This window comes from Enterobacter sp. JJBC (genome assembly GCF_036936505.1).
In the GTDB taxonomy this organism is placed as follows: domain Bacteria; phylum Pseudomonadota; class Gammaproteobacteria; order Enterobacterales; family Enterobacteriaceae; genus Enterobacter; species Enterobacter hormaechei_C.
In genome coordinates this window covers 1,875,234-1,892,703 of sequence record NZ_CP136935.1, presented here as the reverse complement: position 1 = coordinate 1,892,703, position 17,470 = coordinate 1,875,234, and the positions used below count along the sequence as shown (strand labels likewise).

Below are 17,470 nucleotides of genomic sequence, written 5' to 3'. Positions count from 1 at the left end.
TTTAAGTTAGTGGCCGCTGGCCTACTGCTGATCGCTCGAGTACATACCGGCGCTGACTATCGCTCCCCCTGCCTCGATCAGACCGTAGGCCAGGGGGACAGGATGCCCCATAGCGACCGTATTGACCGGCGCCCCGAAGGCGTAGTTAGGCGTGTTGTCCGTGCTGGAGGATTTACCCGCGCCGAAGGATGGCTGGGGCGTGAGCATCTGGACAACGCCACCCAGCATCATTGACACCCCGACCCCGGTCAAAATTGACGTGGCGCTGATGGCTGTTGCACTCATCGCAGCCCCCCAGGCTGCCATACTCGCACCGGCGGTAAAGAATGCAGCGACCAGCGCAACGGCACCGACAACTATCTGCAGGACGCCCGAATTTTTGGCCCCCTCATAAACGGGCACGATCCGGTACACGCTTCCACCGCGCGTCATATCAAACTCTTCCAGCCCGATATTGTTGTCACCGTTAAAAAAGGCGAAACGGATCCCCTTCATATGAGCTTCCGACATATATTTTTTGAATCCGGGAACCTGTGAACACATGGCCCTGAGCATTTCGCGCAGGTCGGCAACATCAAACTGAACGCGTTTACCGAATTTTTTAGCCATTTTCCCTTCGAGAATAAGCGTCTTAACCATGCATTCGGTCCTTATGCCTGACCACCCGGACCGTTCTGTCGCGATAATATTTTCCATAAGGTGTTCGCGAAGAAAGATGCCCGAACAGATGATGGAGAATGATGTTGTCACCCACATATACTGCGGCGTGATTAGTCACCGATGCCTGGACACTCATCATGATGATGTCACCGGGCTGCATTGCACCGGCGGCAATCTCAACGAATCCCTCGCGCTCCCAGTTGTCGTCGTAGAGCCGATCCTTGCCGCTCTCCCACCATTCGTAAGGTACCGAATAGTCCCCGAGAACAATGCCGTATTCGCGCAAATAATATTCACGGATAAGCGACCAGCAGTCCGCGTAACCCAGCACCCACTGTCGCCCGGCATAATCCCGGTCTTCACGCGGGGAGATCGTGCAAAAGTCCCCATCCGGCCAGGACATGATCCCCCACTCAATACCCGACCAGTCGCACTGGATCCGGTCCAGCTCTGAGGGCACCAGCCGTACCACATCCGGATGGGAATGAATGAGCATGATGATCTCACCGCGCGCGCGGGCAGCGAGCTGGTCTTCCGGGGAGAGCGTGAATGTCTCCTCGGGTTTATCGGCAATGTTGCGGCAGGGAATATAGATTTGTTGCTGGCCTGACTGAACAATCAGGCCGCAGGCTTCTTTGGGGTATTCAGCAGCGACGTGCTGACGGATAGCATCCAGCAATTTTTCACGCATTTTTATTTCCCCTGCAGGTTTGCAGCCGGAAAACCGCCGAACGGCAGCGGCGCGTCCGGGCCGTGACGATCCTGACAATCCTGCCGGCGGCCGCCACAAACATCTTTCGACGGGTCATCGGTCGGCGTACCGTCTTTGGTAAAGTATTTCGTGCCGTTGTAATCGCATCCGGTCCCGCTTCGGTACCAGCCCCGCATACACCAGGTGCAGACAGGAGTAATCTGCCGTGTCGGCAGCTGCAGGCTCTGAATATCGAAAGGAGAACACAGCTCGAAATCAACCTGTACCCGCGTCTCTGCGGTTTTAGCATTGACGTAAAAGAGCTGTACGCGCTCATCGGCCGGGCTGGCACCCGGATTACCGTTTTTCCAGTTGGCGGCATCGAGATACTTCGAAAGCGTGGTATGGATTTTGACCTTAGCCCTGACCATATCGTCGTATTCAAGACACAGCGCGGTGACATAGTTTCCGACGTTCCCGACGGACAGCGTGGGCGTTGGCTGGGAACCTGTACTCGATAACTCCATCCCCTTCAGTTCATAGGGATGGGGATCGTACTGGTTTCCCTGCCAGATAATGGCGGGCAGATTTTCTGCGGCGAAGGCTGCCCACCCCTCTTCCTGAATATTGTGCGCATGAAAACGCAGCACCTGATCCATACCGAATTCAGTGCCGTCGATCTCAATAAGCTGAATAACGCTGCCGGGCTCAAGCTGTTGGATGTCTGCCGTAAAACTCATACTCCCCCCATAAAAAAAGCCGCCCGGAGGCAGCTTTCAGTGTTTGTCGAGAAAATCAGGGCGCGAACGCCTGTTCAAAAGTGAAGGCCACTGTGGCTTTTTTCCCGGTAGGGAAAGAAACGCTGAACGAATCGGCCTTCATTCTGAACAGCTTTTTTTCACCCCATGGAGTGGTCCACCAGAACGATTTAGTAACGTGAGACATCAGGAAAGCGCGCAGCGCAGCCGCCTCCTGTCTGGTGCCCGTCCAGTCCAGGTTCCACGTTTCCTGTTTGTCGTTGATCCCCATCCCCGCTATCTGTTTGTAGCCATCCCCGAACTGGGCCTGCAGCGTTCGGGCTGTTTCAGTGCCCTGCGCTGTTTTTCGCGTGCGCCAGGTAAACGTGTCCGTCACTGTGTCCTCCTCGAATAAAGCACGCCGCCTGCGGACATTTCTTTTTTCAGTCGCTCGGTGATTGTCTGCTGAACAATCGCCTGCAGCTGTTTCGCCGTCCCCGTGGCGTTCGCCTGATTTATGCTTCCGTCACTCCCCTGCTGGCTGATGCTGACTGGGGCATAAACACTGATCCCGCCCATGCCAGCACCGGCTGCGCTCCCGCCGCCGACCAGTCCCCCCGTGGCGTACCCGCGCATCAGGCGATAGAGATTTGCCACGCCGATGCGGCTGGTTGATTCTTTGGTGAAGACGAATTCCCCGCGGTGAACGATACCGGCTGGCTCGTACTTGCCGCCGTGCCCGGTAAAACCGCCCACGTCAAAACCTTGTGGCCGGTATGACGTGACCGCGAAGGACTGACCAGCAGAGGAGGTTTTCGCCCCGCCGCTAACCCAGCCCATTGCACTCTGGATGGTATAAGCCACCAGCAGCTGGTTGATAACAGACACAATCATTTTAAGGATCGAGCTGGTGAAGTCCCTGAAGCTCGCCTTCCCGGTTGTCGTCAGGCTGGTAAGCTGGCCCGCCAGCCCGCTGAACGTAGCCTGCGAAATCTGCTGAACAGAGCTGAAAACATTTGTCGCTGAATCCTGATATTCGGCCCAGCCCTGTTTCGCACCGGCCAGCCAGTTTGCACGCAGGGCATCTTCAGCCTCGAACGTCGCCCTTTGCTCTTCCAGAACCTTTTGCTGCGCCTGAGGGTTGTACGAATAGCTTTCGCTGAGACGATGCAGCGTATTTTGTCGGCCGGCTTCCCGGGTTGATACCCCCTCAGACTGAGCCTGCAGGCCCGCCCTGGCGGCTTTTTGCTGCTGCTCAAACTTTACGGTCTGATCGGCCAGCTGGTTGAGCTTTTGCTGGCTGGCAACCTTATCGCCTAGGTCGGCCAGCTGCCGCTTGTACTCGAGCGTTTCTTCCTTATGCGCCAGCAGAGATTTTTCCTGCGCCGTAAGCTGACGACGCCCCGCGGCCTCCTGCAGAACGGTGAACTGATTTTCAGTCTGCCAGAGATCCTGACGCTGTTTACTTATGACGTCGTTCACGCTGGTATGCTGCTCAAGCGTTTTAAGCTGGGCCTGAAGGGTGAGAAGTTCGGCCTGCGCCTTTTCCTCGGCTTTGTCCCCGGCGGGCGTTGAGTAGCTTTTGCCTTTCGGCGTTTTAGGATCCTTCCACTGCTTTTCAATCCCGGCGCGGGCCGCGGCAATGTCCTTTTCAGTCCATAGCGTGGCGACACCGTCTTTCGCATCCTGGCGGTTTTTCTCAATAAGCTGACTGAGCTTTTTCTCTGCTGAAGCCCGCTTTTCTGCCGCCGTCGCGCCGGACTCCACCAGCTGGTTAAACTGCTGCTGGCTGCGGATTGCCTGGGCCTGCTGGTCCGTTCGCATTTTTTCCCGCGCGGCTGCCAGCCCTTCCTGGGCGTATTGCTGATCGGCAAGATCGTAAGCCTGCTTTTTCAGCTCCACCTGCTGGCGTGCGTTTCTCAACCTTTCCGCATCAGCTTTCTGCAGAACGTTGTTACCGGCATAATCCGGGTCGACCTTAAGATTGCTGGACAGCGCGCGGTACTCTTTCTCTGCTGCCTGCCATTCAGCAAAAGAGTCCTGGCGCTTCATCGCGGTGTCAGGATTACGCCCGACGCCCAGCATCGCATCCCACGCACCGGAGGCGGCATTCTTCACCCAGTTCCAGGCTTTTTCGAGGGATCCGAGATTATCCTCGACCGCACCGGCGCGCTGAATGACCGCGTCGGAATATGCCCGCATGGCCAGCTCGGCGGCCTTCTGAGAATCCCCCAGCGCCTGAGCAGAAGCTATCTGTTCATACTGGGTGGCTGTCAGAAAATGAAGGGAATCGTTGAGCGTCGCGACCGCGTTTACCGGATCATCCTTCAGGCGTTTAAACTGATTTATGGTTTCGTCTACGGCCTGTCCGGTAGCCTGCTGCAGCCTGGCGGCAACATTGCTGACCAGGCTGACGTCATTACCGCTGAACGCGCCGCTTCCAACGACCTGCGCCAGCACGCCTGCAGCGGCATGCTGCGTCATGCCATTACCGGCCAGCGAGCGCGCCAGCGCCTGAAGCTGCCCTGACGTTTTCCCCGCGTAGTTCCCGGTCAGGATCAGCTGCCTGTTAAATTCCTCAGACTCTTTGCTGCCGTCATACCAGGCCTTACCCAGCCCGAATACCGCCGCGGCAATCCCACCGACCATCCCTGCGATCCCAAGACCGCGCAGCGACAGAAGCTGGTCTATCCACCCTGCCCGGTTAGCCAGCGTGATACCGGATCCGCGCAGCGCGCCAAAGTTACCGCGCATAACCTCGCCGATCAGTATCCCCAGCTCCTGCCGTGCGGCAGCACTTTGCAGCCCCAGACCGTGCGTGGCAACTTTGGCAGCTTCGAGCTTGCGGATATAGACTTCAGCCGCATCGCTGGCACCAACCTGCGCCGCCTTCATGCGCAGCAACTCGGTACCGGAGAGTTTTTGCTCTGCAACCTGTTGCTTCAACTGGCTGAGGAATCGCGTACGCGCAGCGGCCGATTTTTCCTCCACGATCTGAAGTTCTTTTTGCCGGGCCGTGGTGCGGGAAATAAGGGCAAGATAATCCTGCTGGGTGATATTGCCCTGCGCCCTGGCTGCGCGAAAGCGCGCCTGCACGTTCGCAAGCGACTGTGTTTCACCATTGAGCTGGCGAACGCCGTCAATCTGACGGAAAAATGATGCCGCCAGTTCATCCTGTCGGCGGGCAAGCGCTGCGGACTGCCCGTCATTTTCACGCATGCGCTGATTAAGCTCGGTCACACGGCGGTGAGTTTCATCAACGGACTTAGAAACGCTCTGCCAGTCTTTTGTCAGCCCTTCCGTGGCGGCAGACTGTCGGGCTTTCATTTCTGTAGCTGCAGCTGCACCAGCGTCGCCCACGCTCTTTAGTGCCGCGCTCTGACGGTCCGCTGCGCGCTGCATTCGCGCCTGAACTTTATCAGACTCATCCGCCATTCCTGTCAGTTGCCCTTTGATTCGGGCGACCTGCTCGCTGAAGGTGGCGCGGTCAACATCCAGCTTGATAACCAGATCGCTAATCTGCTGGGCCATAACGGATACCTCCTGTGATCCCCTCGGCGGCGGTCATCAGCGTCTCGTCGTTCGGCTCATCATCGCTGACGACGACACCCGAAGGAGAAAGCAGGCTGAAATGTGCGGGGGTAAGTTCCGGATCGCGGAAGAAAAGAGTTGAGATGGAATAAAGCAGCTCTGAGAAATGCGCATCGAGCTGCGCGTCCTGAAAATAATGCTCCCGGTAGAACTGGTGCCAGTCGCCCAGCTCACTGGAAGTCATTCCAGCCAGCATGGCGCGCCAGTCGGGTCGCCCGAACTCGCGCGCCAGATTCAGGACAAACTTCAGCTCGCTGGCAAGGGCTTTTCCGCCGAAACGGGTTCTGCGCTTTTGGCCTCCGCTGAGGCATCTGGATCGGCAGCGTTGTCATCATCAACCGGAACGAGCATGCCGGAAAGCAACTTTATTTGCATTTCTGCTTTACCGATTGCCTCCGGCGGCCAGCCGCTAAGCACCTGCTGATAAAGCGTTTCCACATCCGTGCCAGCCGGATCGTTATGCCACAAAGACATCGCGATCAGACGCGCACCGCAGCGAATATTTGAGCCAATCAGCCTGGCCGTCATTTCCTGATCGCTGATGCCTTCGCTGTCAGCGCTGACGGTCTTTTCCTCTGTGGCCATAAACGTGATGTATTCAATACGCTGCAGCGCCGACAGCTCGAAGATGGTCAGGGATTCTGTTTGCCAGTTGAACTTCTCTTTTTTCAGAAACATGCGACCTTCCTTACGCAGCAGTTACGGTGACTTTGCAGACCGCAACGAAATTACCATCGCTGGTCATAACAATAACGTCAGCGGTGCCTGCCGCCACGCCGGTGACGGTGATCGCGTTGCCGGTAACGGTGACCGTTGCTTTTGCCCCGTCGGAGGTTGCCACGCGGAACGAGGTATCTGAGGCACTGGCAGGGTTAACCGTCACATTGAGCGTTGTGGTTGCGCCCACGACCACGCTTGCCGTGGCTTTATCGAGCGTAACGCCGGTCACGGGGATATTCGGGGTCCCGCTTTCTTCAGCCAGCTCCGGCTTGCCGGTATTGGTGATTTTCGCTGTACGGGTAATGACCTCTTTTGCCGGAATGGCTTTACCCAGGCTGCTGCACCAGCCGCGGAAAACGTCGACGGTACCGTTAGGGTATTTGATTTTGTAATAGCGTACTGAGCCATCAATAAACCATGCGACCAGGTCTTTTTGCCCTTCTTCGCCCGGCTTCCAGGCGAGGGTGAACGAGGTATCGCCAGCAGATTTTGCCCCTTGGGCGGTGGCGTTCCAGTCGGCATCCTCGTCGTCGAGGTAAGTGTCGTCATAAGATTCGGCGGTCATTTCACCCGGGGTAAGTTCTTTGATTTTCGCCAGGCGATTCCAGTCGATATCAGAGAGTGGGTTAGCGAAAGCGTTGCCCGTTCCGGTGTAAAGCCAGAGCGTAGTACCGGCCCCTTTTACAGGAGCAAGTGGATTTGGTGTTGGCATGTTTCCTCACATTTCGTAAGTGATTGAATATTTCATATCGGCGGAAGTCCACAGCCCCATCGCATCATCGCGCTGGTAATCGAAGCCTTGTGGAACCATGAGCGTTAACAGTGAATCGAGGCCGGGAACATCAGCGAGGGCCGGATAGATATGGCTTTCCATCCATTCATCCAGTTCGGAATCTGGTACCTGCGAGGACAGGAAGACCTCGATATGTAACGTTGCCGCCCACATATCGGCATCAAGTTCTTCGCCGGTATACTCCGCATCGGTCAGATAGACCGCTACGGCAGGAAAATCTTCCTCCTCAATGACAGCCGGGCGCCCGTCAAAAAACATGACGTCGTTCCCGATGGCCTCTTCAAGCACATCAATAATTTTCTGGCGAATGAGAGTGTGTTTCATCGTGTCAGATGCAACCTCAGTTGTTGCCTTAGGGCATAGCCAAGTTGTTTTGGCATTTCCTCTTCAAGCATGCGTTTCTTCTCTGCTTCGAAAGCAGTGGTGAGGGGCGCGGACAATGGGATTTTGACCACGTCGATGGGATAACGACTTTTTCCTGCAATGCGCTTCATGACGTGCCAGCGTCCGTTCGCCAGACGCTGGATAAAGGCGTCGCGAAAAACATATCGGCCAATTCTCAGCACGCTACTTTTTCGAACCAGCGGGCCTTTTCGGTTCGTCGCTCTGACCTGCGCGGCACCGAGTTTAATGGCGGGAAGGTTGCCCCGATTAACCTTAATTCGGGCCGCTGAGTGCCCTGACGCCGAGGCTTTATTGATTCGCACCCTTTGTCTGACCAGCTTTACGGGTATCCCCGAAACGCGGTTATCACCGGCTACCGTTTCTTTCGCCACCCTTCGGACGGCAACCGAGACGCCATTAGCAGCAACCCGGTTCACAGCCCATGCGCTGGCATTGGGAACCATATTTCTGTCCAGGCTATCCAGGTTAGCAATCGCCTGCTCAAGACCTTTTAACGACATGAATGCTCCTTAACGACGCCGCGATCCGCCGGGAGGTGATCCACTACCCAGCCATACATGGCAGGAACCGCAATCATCCGGGCCCACGCGATCAACCCAAAATTCACGCCCGTTTACCTTCAGCGTGTCCAGACGTTCCAGCCCGCTTACATCCGATGAGTTCACAAAAAATGTCGGCTTGGTTCCGTCAATTCTGGTCCCCGCTTCTGCGAAACCGATGTTCTCTGAATCGTCAAAGACCCCGCGGAGCGTGACGCCGGATAAAGATCCAGAGGTTATCCTTGCCTCTGCGCCCATCACTCCACGTATAGTGGTATCCGCGCGCGCCATCGCTTCATCAAAAAGATTATCGAAATCAGCCATTAGCCCCCCTGTCAGACTTCCCGGGCCAGCCCCTGAGAAATCAGTTCGGTAGCCTCCGCGTCGGTCACGCGAATAACGACACCAGGCTCAACAATAGAGAGGGACTCGTTGCGTGTGGCGTGAAGTGCATGAATGTGCAAGGTCACCAGTGTCTCAACCGCCACCAGCTCGCCGGGTTCATTTGACGCAGGATTCTCGGTAATTGAGCCACAGGTGTTCTCTGGGCCGGGCTGGCCCGATGTGCTGATAGCAGTAGTGCTGGCAACGGACACCAAAGCGCCCTCTTCTCCGTCTTCGTCGAGTTCCTCTTCGAACTCAGAAATACGTAACGTAAGCTCCTGGATGGTGCCTGTTACGTTGACCTCACGATCAAGCTTTACGCCCAGCTCTTTCAGTCGGGCGATAAGGGTTTCTTTTTCTGTCATGGGAAATACTCCAGAAATGTGGCCCAACAGGGCCACTGGGGAAAGTTATGCCAGCTTGACTGAAACGAACGCGTCCGGATCTGGCAGCAACATCAGCGGAGCTGACTGAATCATGGTGAACTCGCGAGCCGGGTCGCCCGTTTGCACCCAGTTTTTCGGATAGCGCGTTGAAGCATTAATGCCTTCGCGCTGTGCATCTGCATCCAGAATGCAGCCATAGGTACGCAGACCGCGCGCCTGGGTATTTCCCAGCACCATTGTCAGATCCGGCAGGTAGTTCTTTTTGACGTCATCCTCGATGTACTGACCGGAGTACACAACAATGGCCACGTCGCCATACATCCCCTTATAAGAGACGGCCATTCCCAGGTCTTTCACGGCGGTTTCCAGCTCAGAGCTCGAACCACGACGCGTATCCAGCTTTTCCTTCACCGCGTCAAAGGAGCGGAACAGCGCCCAGCCCTTTGGATCGAAGACGATAATGTTGACCACACCGCTGGCGTTAAGCGCGTACGCTTCAATATCATCGATCGGGTCGTACGTTTTTTTGTCGCGAGAAGACCAGGCTGCTGCACCCGCCTGGGTGATGTTGTTACCGGCACTGCGTCCCATATCAACTTCAACCGGCTCAAACGCTTCCCCGGTCATGGTGTATTTACCACTGAGGACTGCAGCAACGGCCTGCTTTTCTTCTACCTGCGCAATTGCAAGCTCTTCATCTTTCATGTTCTGAAGAATGATGCGTCGGCGGCGATAGGCAGGGTCGGCCAGATTCTGTGGATCTTCATCAGGCAGGCGGCGAAGGGTCATCAGCGGATTCACTTCGTGTTTTGGCTACATGAGTCAAATAAGTAGCTATGAGATTGACTGTGAAAGAAAAAAACAATATTAATTATGGTTAACTATCTTGATTGCAATACACACTGCAATACAGAGAATTTAACTCTTTGAATGCTTCGGAGTAAGCCACAGTGAACAAAAGAGAGATGCATATCAAATCTGAACAAAAGATAAAAAAACTGGTTAACAGTGAATTACTCAAGACCTATCTACTAAATTCATTCCCATATTGTGAATACACATCGAGAAATTTTTCAGAGATAGCCACCGAATTAAACAAGAGAAAGGTATCTTTTAAAATTGACAGTTCTCAGTGTGCATTAACGTTTCTTCATGCAATAAATTATTATTTCGAAAAAATGAAAGAAGTTGACACTGGTGAACAACCATTTTATTTAAATGAAATGCCTAAAGACAACCTCGATGAATTAACGGATTTCATCTCAGATGCATTCAAAAACACACCCGCGAATTTATCAATTACTTTCAAACTGCACAATATGCTTTTACCCGCATGTTCCAATCATGATGGAATAATAATTTCCCTTGATAAAGAAGTAGAATCAATAGGATTGTTCGCGACAAAATCCAAGGAGATCACCTGTATTAATTTTGAAGGTGAAGGATTTTACTCTCCTTTTTCCAAAAATGACATACTGAGAGAGTACATACAAAAATTAAATATATTCTTTTATTTCATGATAAAAACAAAGGCCATCAATTTAAAAGATCAAAGTAATATCAACCCTCCACTTATGAATGGATTAGGGCTTATAAACGCAATTGATGCGCATATGATAACTAAATACTCTGTAAAAATTGTCGATAGAACTTATCCCCTCCTACCATACTCAGAGGTTTTACCAATAGGCATATCCAGATTTATAAGTCGCCTTGAGATAAACGCTGCGCTGGATAAAACCCTTGAAGAATATATAGATGTAATAACACAAAAGTCCAGCCAGTTATATAAAGACTCCTCAAATGAAGCCAGACGTATAAAAATGGCTATTGACTGGTATATAACTTCGTATGCTAATGAAGATTCAGTTATGGCATTCCTCCAGCTATGTATGGGATTAGAAGCTATTTTTGGAGATGATCAGGATCAGGGGGGGTTAACAAAGACATTAGGTGATCGGTGTGCTTACCTTATTGGAAAAAACATTAGACAAAGAAAAAATATCAAAGATGCCTTCAACAAGATTTACACAATAAGGTCAAAAATCGTTCACGGCGTCATAAATAAGATAGAACATGAAGATAGCTATATGCTTAACTATGCTCGGGAACTTTTGCAAACAGCCCTCGGCAAAGAAATTGCAAACTTAAACAACTAACCTAACCCTCACTTTATATTTATAAGGTGAGGGGTTAATTCTTATGCTCTAAATAAAACCCTAGCCCAGATGTATTATGAATAATACTAAACTTATATCCGCATGTGAATTCTCATCCGATGCATTTTATTTTTCATGATTGTAGCATCTGCCATGCAATCAATTTTTCTGATTCTCTTCGATATACTTCTCAGCCAACTCAGGAATAAGCTCTCCCACAGCCGACGCTCGATTTACCGCCCGGTTAACCTCAATTTTAATAGCATTGGAGAAACGCGGCTCCAAATCAGGAAACTTACGGTTAATCGTCAATGGTAGACTGTCCATGATTGAACCGATTTCTGCAGCAAGTTTTGCCAGCACATAAGTGGCGAATTCAGTGTCGATAACTTCACCAGTTTCCCGGGCGTTCTTAAGCTCTTGAGCGTCAGCCTGGGCATTAGTCAGGCGGATCCTTGCCTTCAAAAGTTCAGCATCATCTATATCACCTGCCTGCTCCACAATTTTACTTAGCTCATTATCAATCCTGTTACGTACAACGCTTGCCACATCATAAAACGCTTCGCGCCCGGCTCGCTCTACCGGCTCTACGCCCCACTTGTCGAAAGCCGTTACGCCAACCTTGCAGCTTTTCGCCATATTCTTTTTATTGAGCAGATGTTGAGTCATTTTCACCTCTGGACTGTTTTACTTGATGCATAAGTGGGTGTATTGAAGTGAGAAAAACAAATGGAATCAGCAGGATAAAAGGAACAACAACACCACCACCAGCATCTCAGAAAATCTCATAAATAGCGCTTTTTCGCGAGGTCGCCGCCCCGTAGTAAGCCAAACTGCCCGAAAGGACCCGCGCACTTTCGCCGGGTCAATCGGGCTGACTCACCTAGCCGATCAGCTTGCTTTTGCCGTTCTGGGCCTGTCGGCGAACTCGCTCAGCCTTGAGGCATAGTGACGCATCTGGTTTGACGGGCACAGGGACCTGACATGTCTCAGAGCTGCGAGGAATGTTATTGATCCACTCGATAACTTCGCTCAGATACCATGCCTTACGCCCTTCAGTGACCTGTACACGCACCGGAAACTCGCCTCGAGCTTCGAGGTTGAGCAATGTACGTCGGCTTAGTGTGGTGAGTTCTATCACCTGATTCATATCAACCAGGCGCTCACTGACTTTCATCTTGTCTGCGAGCTCATGCAGCTCGTTCACTACCGGATCCGGATAGAGAGCATCGGCGGTTGCCATCAGGCTTTTGTCTTTAACTTTCATCGTTATCTCCTCACACGTGCGCCAGAGGTTGAACAGAAATACCCGAACCAACAAAGGCGGCAATCTTTGCCGAGAGAGTTGTAACCTCTTCCGGCCAGTTGAGTGCATCGACATTCAGCACACCAGTCTTGTAGACCTGGGCCTGTGTCTGGCTTGCGGTATCGACGCTGAAGCAGGACACATAAACAGCTTGCCCTGCTTTAACGCCATCCCATGCAACCAGAGCACCAGTAGTCGCATCCTGCATCAGCGGTGTCAGCGCAGGGATTACGCCTTTCCCACCAGCAAAAATCCCCAGCGTAGATACCAGCGCTTCAGTGCCGGCCACCAGCTCAATGTAATTTGCAGTCATGAATGCTCCTTAAGCCACACGAACGGTGACAAAACGGTTAATGCGGGCCGGGATTGGTTGCGGTGCGGAATGCGTCTGAACATATTCAATTGCCGGGTCACCAGGTACGATGTAATTCCTGGGCGCAAGTTCTGCTTTGGTGATGCCCATGCGGATGAGTTCGGGATCCTGAATTCCACCATAAGCTACAATGCCCTGTAGCGCAGTGTTACCCAGCACCATCAAATCCGGGTCAAGGAAATATTTTTCTGTGCCGTCTTCGTCGGTATAGCGACCGCTGTAAACGACGATTGCAACGTCGCCCATATAGCCCTTAAAGCTCACTGAATCGCCCAGGTCTTTCAGTGCGGTTTCAAGCTGGGCATTAGAGCCGCGACGTGTATCGAGTACATCTTTGATCGCTTTGAATGAGCGGTATTTCTTCCAGACATTCCCGCCCATAATGATGATATTAGTAACGCCTTCGCTCAGTTCTGAGTAGGTTTCAATGTCGTCATTTGGATCAAATGTCGCTTTGTCTTTACCTGACCAAGCAGCGCCACCAGCCTGAGTGATCATGTTCTGGGATTTGATATTCCAGTCCAGTTCGTAGCGTTCGATCCCTTCTCCTTCAATGATATTTTTCCCGGTAGTAACTGCCTGGACAGCCAGCCATTCAATACGCGCCCGGATAGCAATGGATTGCTTCAGTATGGCCTGTTTGACTTTAATATTTCGTGCATCGAGCGAGCTGTATTGCTCAGGGGTTACACCCGCCGGACGAACGGCCAGTTTATTCGGATCAATGCTGCTTTTGGGCTTCATGTACCCCGGGCGGATAGATTTCGATTCATAACCCTCATCGCGTGCCACTTTACTGCCTACCATTGGCGAACAGAATGCAGCGATAGGGATATTTGGATCGTCGATAGTGTCCAGAATAATATCGCGGGTTTCGAACGTTACCGCACGGGTAAAGAATAAATCTGTGAACAGTGTTTTGAGTTGTTTCTGAATATCCTCGGCACTTACAACCCGGACAAGTGCCGCTGGCGTGTATAAACCTGACATACTTTACCTCATTAAAAATACAAATTGAGTCCGTTACAGTGATAATGCTATCACTGCAAAAGGTGGTATGGGGGTATGCAATGGAGTGCAATAATGTATAAAGTTAACTTGGTATAATTTCAGAGCATAATATATCTGATATCGTCAGCTCCGTTATACCCTCCAAATAACACCATGTAAAAATCGGTAATTACCAAAGCGGGCCTAAGTTCGGCCCGCTTTTTATTCCCAAACTGCAAATTTTAAATCTGAGTAAAAATCCTTCTTTCTGGCAAAGTGAAAGTGCTACAAAACCACGCCGTACCAATTTTCGGACCAAATGCGTCGACAATACTTACAGCTTTACCCTTTTGAGGCACCTTATAGCGTTTAAGCGTTCGCGTATAACCGCCCCCCCAATCTGTTGCTTCAACGTAGGTTGTTGCTATGCCGAATTTTATAGGTGTTACAAACTCCCTTTCATACCAGTAGAAAACCTGCCCAAAGTAAGCGGCATGGATCCATTTTTCCCACCATTTGGGAATGAATCTATCCTCATCATGCCGCTTATCTGGAAGACCGAGCCAAAGAACATAGATCCCCTTCTGGCTGTACGACCTAGTTCGATCATAAATCTGCTGTGGGGTTAAAGTGCTGCGCTGGACTTCGATAGCAACAGGAACACCTTTAATATATGCAAATATATCAGCACGAACATCGCCAAAGGATTTTTCTATTTCAGCACTATTTACGAAACCATTACCCCGGAGGGTTTCAAAAATTTCCAGCTTTGCTTTTCGGTGAAGCTCTGATTCACCAGCACCGTAGTAACAAGTCACAGGTGGTTTGTGAGCAAAATGATGGGTCATTACCGTTCCCTTTTTCAGGGTCACCTCTTTCCCACACTCCGGGCAATGGAACGGCGAGTCTGATTTTTGTGATTCCGAGGCAAATACGATTATTTGCCTATTTAGCGCAGTCAACATAATCCCTCCTTCAATTTCCGCACCATGCGCACTTTATGACGCACTTTTATCTCGCGCACTTCAGTGCGCAACCGAACAAACCCCGCGCAGTGCTTTAAGCCAGTATTGGTGCGGGTTTGCGAGTGGTTAATGCCAATCCGCGCACTTTCTTTGTATATATACGTAAAAAGTGCGGCGAGTGTCCATTTTATAATCATTTCGCGCACTCCGCGCATTACTTGCCGCACTTTTCGGGTTAAATTATCGTGATATCTCCTGAATCATTGATAAAGATAATATTTTCCCTGACGAGTTTATCCAGCCAGCGTTTAAAGCCTTTGCGGCCGTTCTCTCCAAACAGAGTAGTAATATCATCACGTATAACAGAGACATTACACGGTTCACCTTTGGCTTTTCGGCTCCGGATTGACTGCCAGAGTGCAGCGTGGTTCCCGGTCAGGTGCTTGATATCAGCCAGTTCTGGATCAGGTTCTCGCGCCTCTCGTGGCAGGTCCTGCACCACCAGCGACGAAATAAGTTCACCATCACGATCGGTGAACAGTTCGATCGGACGCAGATCGAATGCGGCCTGTTTCGGCTCCTCCGCATCTTTCATCTTCGTACAGGTCAGGATTATCGCCCCACCATCGCCCTCGCGCCGGACATTGAACTCAGCATCGAGCGCAGCCCTGAAAGCACTGGAACCACGTGCGCCTTTGGTATCGTCTTTTCCTGAATGATGCACCACCAGCAACGTGGCGCCAGTCTCACGCTTGATGACGTCGCAGCCTTCGATAAACGCCCCCATGTCACGAGCATCGTTTTCATCGTTACCACCGAAGCACCGTGCCAGCGTATCGACGACAATCAGGCGAACCGGCTGGCCCGTTCTGGACTTAACATCACGCGCAGCTTTGATCATCTCCTGCATTTCCTCACGGCGGACCGGGAAAACCGGACGGTTGACCAGATACAGGTTATTCAGTTTCACACCATATTTTTTCTCCCACGCCTTTATTCTCCGCGGGACGCCAATACCACCTTCACCCACTACGTACATTACTGCGCCAGCTGATACTGACTTTCCGGCCCATTTAATCCCGGCCGCAACGTGGCAAGCCCAGGACACCGCCAGAAAACTTTTATATGAACCGCTCGGGCCGTAGATACTGCTCAGGCTGTTAGAGGGCAGATAACTCTTTAACGTATAATCCTGCTCCTGATCGTACCCATCAGAGCCCACGCTTAATGGAAGGCTATGCCGCAATGACTCCTCCCGTATAGAGACTTCAACCTGCTCGCGCAGACGGGAAAGATATTCTCTCCAGTCCTCCGGCTCCTGGTCGGGAATGCCTTTGTACAATTTGGCATCCTGCACACCAGCCAGAGCCAGTTTTTCGGCAATATTATTAATCTGGATAGGCTCAATATTCCCGGCCAGATATATGCGCGCGGCACGACGGCCATAATCCACAATGCGCAGGTTATCGAGCTCTGCCAACTGTTTTGGCCCAAGGTAAATGGGAGGGATAGTGTCTTCGGCGATCTGTTTACCAAGACCCTCTTCCCATCCCCTGGCATGGGCGTATGCATCAGACCCGGCAAAGATAACGGCTTCAGTGAATTTTTCCTTTGGCAGGTGTTTCAGGTTCGGTGCGTTCTTCATTTCAGCCCCTTATCCCATCCGTCAGATCCAACACTCAGCGGCAGAGAAGATCGCAAAGCAGCGACTTTTTTACGCCCATTTGCTTTTACTGCCTCCTGCCAATCCCGGCTTTCCACAGGAAGGTAAATAAATTCATTTCGGAACCGGTACTCAGAAAAAACACACTCATGGGAGTATCCATCCCGGACATACGTAATACGGCTATCCGTTACGCCTGTGACAGTAATTTTTTCCCCGCGAGAATCTTTCCAGCGGCTGTTAAGCTCGATTTTTGGTTGAGCGATGCCCTCAGGCTGTGCCCGATTTAATTTTTTCACCATGAAATTTATTCCTTGTTGGTAGCAGTTAAACCGTGTGCATCAGCAGCCTGACGAACAGCCTGAATAAAACCTTCCGGTGTGGCCACGATTTCATTCGGACGAAGGCGGCGCTCTGTAACCTGACCGTTTTTAACCGTCACCAGTACGCGAATCTCGTAATCTGCGGGTAAGTCGGACTTATGCATTACGCACCTCCATTGGCACGGCATCTGTGCTGTAAGGATCGCTACCCAGAATGCTCCAAAGGATTTGGCTTTCAGGGTCCATAAACGACACTGAAAGCGGGCTTTCGGTTCGAATTTTTGCGGCAAAGGTTAACTTCCAGCCGCAGAACGCTTCGCGGGCAGTATCTTCGGTCTCGGCGACGGTGCGCAGAACTACGGGGGTGCAGGCGTGGCCATTCGGAGTGCCAAGGAATAGCCATGTAAATTTGGGATGAGTTTGTGTATGCTGTGTTCCAGCCATAGTCGTTACTCCAGTTAACGGTTAGGTTAGAGGCCCGGTCAGTGTTAGCGCACTACCGGGCCTCGATAATTTCATGGTTGCACAAAATCAATTTGGTACGTACCATGGGAATTCCAGCCTAACCTAACGGTACGTACCAATGCAAGATAAAAATTCGAAAGCTGCTTTTGAACGCTCAGGTAGCACCAAAAAAAACATTCGTTTCGAAGACGATTTACTTGAACAGATCAACGCTGCCGCCGGAGCAGGAAACTTCAGTTCATGGGTAAAAGAAGCATGTCGAGAGAAATTGCGTAACTCAAATGTAAAATACAAAGATCATTGACAAGTAATTCCTAGTA

At 51.6% G+C, this 17,470-nt stretch carries 23 protein-coding genes and 1 pseudogene; 2 read left to right on the top strand and 22 right to left on the bottom strand.

Annotation, left to right across the window (positions count from 1 at the left end):
- Window positions 1–21: 21 nt before the first annotated feature.
- The 13 genes and pseudogenes from RY075_RS09095 to RY075_RS09035 all read right to left on the bottom strand — a co-directional run.
- Entirely contained in the window at window positions 22–639 is a 618-nt protein-coding gene (locus RY075_RS09095; RefSeq protein ID WP_039025137.1) for a tail assembly protein, read from the bottom strand.
- Entirely contained in the window at window positions 632–1,351 is a 720-nt protein-coding gene (locus RY075_RS09090; protein WP_049134817.1) for a C40 family peptidase, read from the bottom strand. Before RY075_RS09090 ends, RY075_RS09095 begins: the two co-directional genes overlap by 8 nt.
- Window positions 1,352–1,353: 2 nt before the next feature.
- The gene (locus RY075_RS09085; protein WP_016063063.1) at window positions 1,354–2,091 is read right to left on the bottom strand and encodes a phage minor tail protein L; all 738 of its coding nucleotides are present in this window, start codon (window positions 2,089–2,091) and stop codon (window positions 1,354–1,356) included.
- 55 nt (window positions 2,092–2,146) lie between these two features.
- Window positions 2,147–2,485, bottom strand: a complete 339-nt coding sequence (locus RY075_RS09080; RefSeq protein ID WP_001704112.1) for a phage tail protein — start codon at window positions 2,483–2,485, stop codon at window positions 2,147–2,149.
- Window positions 2,482–5,619, bottom strand: a complete 3,138-nt coding sequence (locus RY075_RS09075; RefSeq protein ID WP_338628468.1) for a phage tail tape measure protein — start codon at window positions 5,617–5,619, stop codon at window positions 2,482–2,484. Before RY075_RS09075 ends, RY075_RS09080 begins: the two co-directional genes overlap by 4 nt.
- On the bottom strand, window positions 5,603–5,875 hold the full coding sequence (locus RY075_RS09070; protein WP_049134815.1) for a phage tail assembly protein T: 273 nt from the start codon (window positions 5,873–5,875) through the stop codon (window positions 5,603–5,605). Before RY075_RS09070 ends, RY075_RS09075 begins: the two co-directional genes overlap by 17 nt.
- Before the next feature lie 50 nt (window positions 5,876–5,925).
- Window positions 5,926–6,357 carry a phage minor tail protein G gene (locus RY075_RS09065; protein ID WP_338628466.1) on the bottom strand — a complete coding sequence of 144 codons (432 nt, stop codon included), beginning with the start codon at window positions 6,355–6,357 and terminating at the stop codon, window positions 5,926–5,928.
- Between the two features lie 10 nt (window positions 6,358–6,367).
- Window positions 6,368–7,111: a phage tail protein gene (locus tag RY075_RS09060; protein WP_049134813.1), complete on the bottom strand. Its 744-nt coding sequence runs from the start codon at window positions 7,109–7,111 to the stop codon at window positions 6,368–6,370.
- A 6-nt stretch (window positions 7,112–7,117) separates the two neighbouring features.
- On the bottom strand, window positions 7,118–7,516 hold the full coding sequence (locus tag RY075_RS09055; RefSeq protein ID WP_040017196.1) for a phage minor tail U family protein: 399 nt from the start codon (window positions 7,514–7,516) through the stop codon (window positions 7,118–7,120).
- Window positions 7,513–8,097: a phage tail protein gene (locus tag RY075_RS09050; RefSeq protein WP_338628465.1), complete on the bottom strand. Its 585-nt coding sequence runs from the start codon at window positions 8,095–8,097 to the stop codon at window positions 7,513–7,515. The genes RY075_RS09055 and RY075_RS09050 overlap by 4 nt, the downstream gene beginning before the upstream one ends.
- Window positions 8,098–8,106: 9 nt before the next feature.
- A complete protein-coding gene (locus RY075_RS09045; protein ID WP_338628464.1) occupies window positions 8,107–8,460 on the bottom strand; it encodes a head-tail joining protein in 354 nt (117 codons plus the stop codon).
- A gap of 11 nt (window positions 8,461–8,471) precedes the next feature.
- The gene (gene gpFI / locus RY075_RS09040; RefSeq protein WP_058677644.1) at window positions 8,472–8,885 is read right to left on the bottom strand and encodes a DNA-packaging protein FI; all 414 of its coding nucleotides are present in this window, start codon (window positions 8,883–8,885) and stop codon (window positions 8,472–8,474) included.
- A gap of 45 nt (window positions 8,886–8,930) precedes the next feature.
- Window positions 8,931–9,719, bottom strand: a pseudogene (locus RY075_RS09035) (major capsid protein); the annotation flags it as partial.
- 137 nt (window positions 9,720–9,856) lie between these two features.
- On the opposite strand from RY075_RS09035, the gene RY075_RS09030 reads away from it, so the two are divergent.
- The gene (locus RY075_RS09030; RefSeq protein WP_248192927.1) at window positions 9,857–11,065 is read left to right on the top strand and encodes a HEPN domain-containing protein; all 1,209 of its coding nucleotides are present in this window, start codon (window positions 9,857–9,859) and stop codon (window positions 11,063–11,065) included.
- A 159-nt stretch (window positions 11,066–11,224) separates the two neighbouring features.
- Here RY075_RS09030 and RY075_RS09025 read toward each other — a convergent pair whose 3' ends face one another.
- The 9 genes from RY075_RS09025 to RY075_RS08985 all read right to left on the bottom strand — a co-directional run bounded on the left by RY075_RS09025 (window position 11,225) and on the right by RY075_RS08985 (window position 17,129).
- Window positions 11,225–11,734 (bottom strand): terminase small subunit, encoded by a 510-nt coding sequence (locus RY075_RS09025; protein ID WP_248188522.1) that lies wholly within the window; start codon window positions 11,732–11,734, stop codon window positions 11,225–11,227.
- A 214-nt stretch (window positions 11,735–11,948) separates the two neighbouring features.
- Complete coding sequence (locus tag RY075_RS09020) at window positions 11,949–12,332, bottom strand: AlpA family phage regulatory protein (RefSeq protein ID WP_338628461.1); 384 nt, start codon at window positions 12,330–12,332, stop codon at window positions 11,949–11,951.
- A gap of 10 nt (window positions 12,333–12,342) precedes the next feature.
- Window positions 12,343–12,684: a head decoration protein gene (locus RY075_RS09015; RefSeq protein ID WP_023343864.1), complete on the bottom strand. Its 342-nt coding sequence runs from the start codon at window positions 12,682–12,684 to the stop codon at window positions 12,343–12,345.
- 9 nt (window positions 12,685–12,693) lie between these two features.
- Entirely contained in the window at window positions 12,694–13,734 is a 1,041-nt protein-coding gene (locus RY075_RS09010; protein WP_338628459.1) for a major capsid protein, read from the bottom strand.
- Window positions 13,735–13,976: 242 nt separating this feature from the next.
- Window positions 13,977–14,699, bottom strand: a complete 723-nt coding sequence (locus tag RY075_RS09005) for a competence protein CoiA family protein (RefSeq protein ID WP_338628457.1) — start codon at window positions 14,697–14,699, stop codon at window positions 13,977–13,979.
- Between the two features lie 235 nt (window positions 14,700–14,934).
- Entirely contained in the window at window positions 14,935–16,344 is a 1,410-nt protein-coding gene (locus RY075_RS09000) for a helicase RepA family protein (RefSeq protein ID WP_338628455.1), read from the bottom strand.
- Window positions 16,341–16,664: a DUF4222 domain-containing protein gene (locus RY075_RS08995; RefSeq protein ID WP_338628453.1), complete on the bottom strand. Its 324-nt coding sequence runs from the start codon at window positions 16,662–16,664 to the stop codon at window positions 16,341–16,343. Before RY075_RS08995 ends, RY075_RS09000 begins: the two co-directional genes overlap by 4 nt.
- Before the next feature lie 5 nt (window positions 16,665–16,669).
- Window positions 16,670–16,849: a hypothetical protein gene (locus RY075_RS08990; RefSeq protein WP_135516084.1), complete on the bottom strand. Its 180-nt coding sequence runs from the start codon at window positions 16,847–16,849 to the stop codon at window positions 16,670–16,672.
- Window positions 16,842–17,129, bottom strand: a complete 288-nt coding sequence (locus tag RY075_RS08985) for a host cell division inhibitor Icd-like protein (protein WP_338628452.1) — start codon at window positions 17,127–17,129, stop codon at window positions 16,842–16,844. The genes RY075_RS08990 and RY075_RS08985 overlap by 8 nt, the downstream gene beginning before the upstream one ends.
- 139 nt (window positions 17,130–17,268) lie before the next feature.
- Here RY075_RS08985 and RY075_RS08980 point away from each other — a divergent pair, with 139 nt between their 5' ends.
- The gene (locus RY075_RS08980) at window positions 17,269–17,454 is read left to right on the top strand and encodes a YlcI/YnfO family protein (RefSeq protein WP_135516082.1); all 186 of its coding nucleotides are present in this window, start codon (window positions 17,269–17,271) and stop codon (window positions 17,452–17,454) included.
- Window positions 17,455–17,470: the final 16 nt, after the last annotated feature.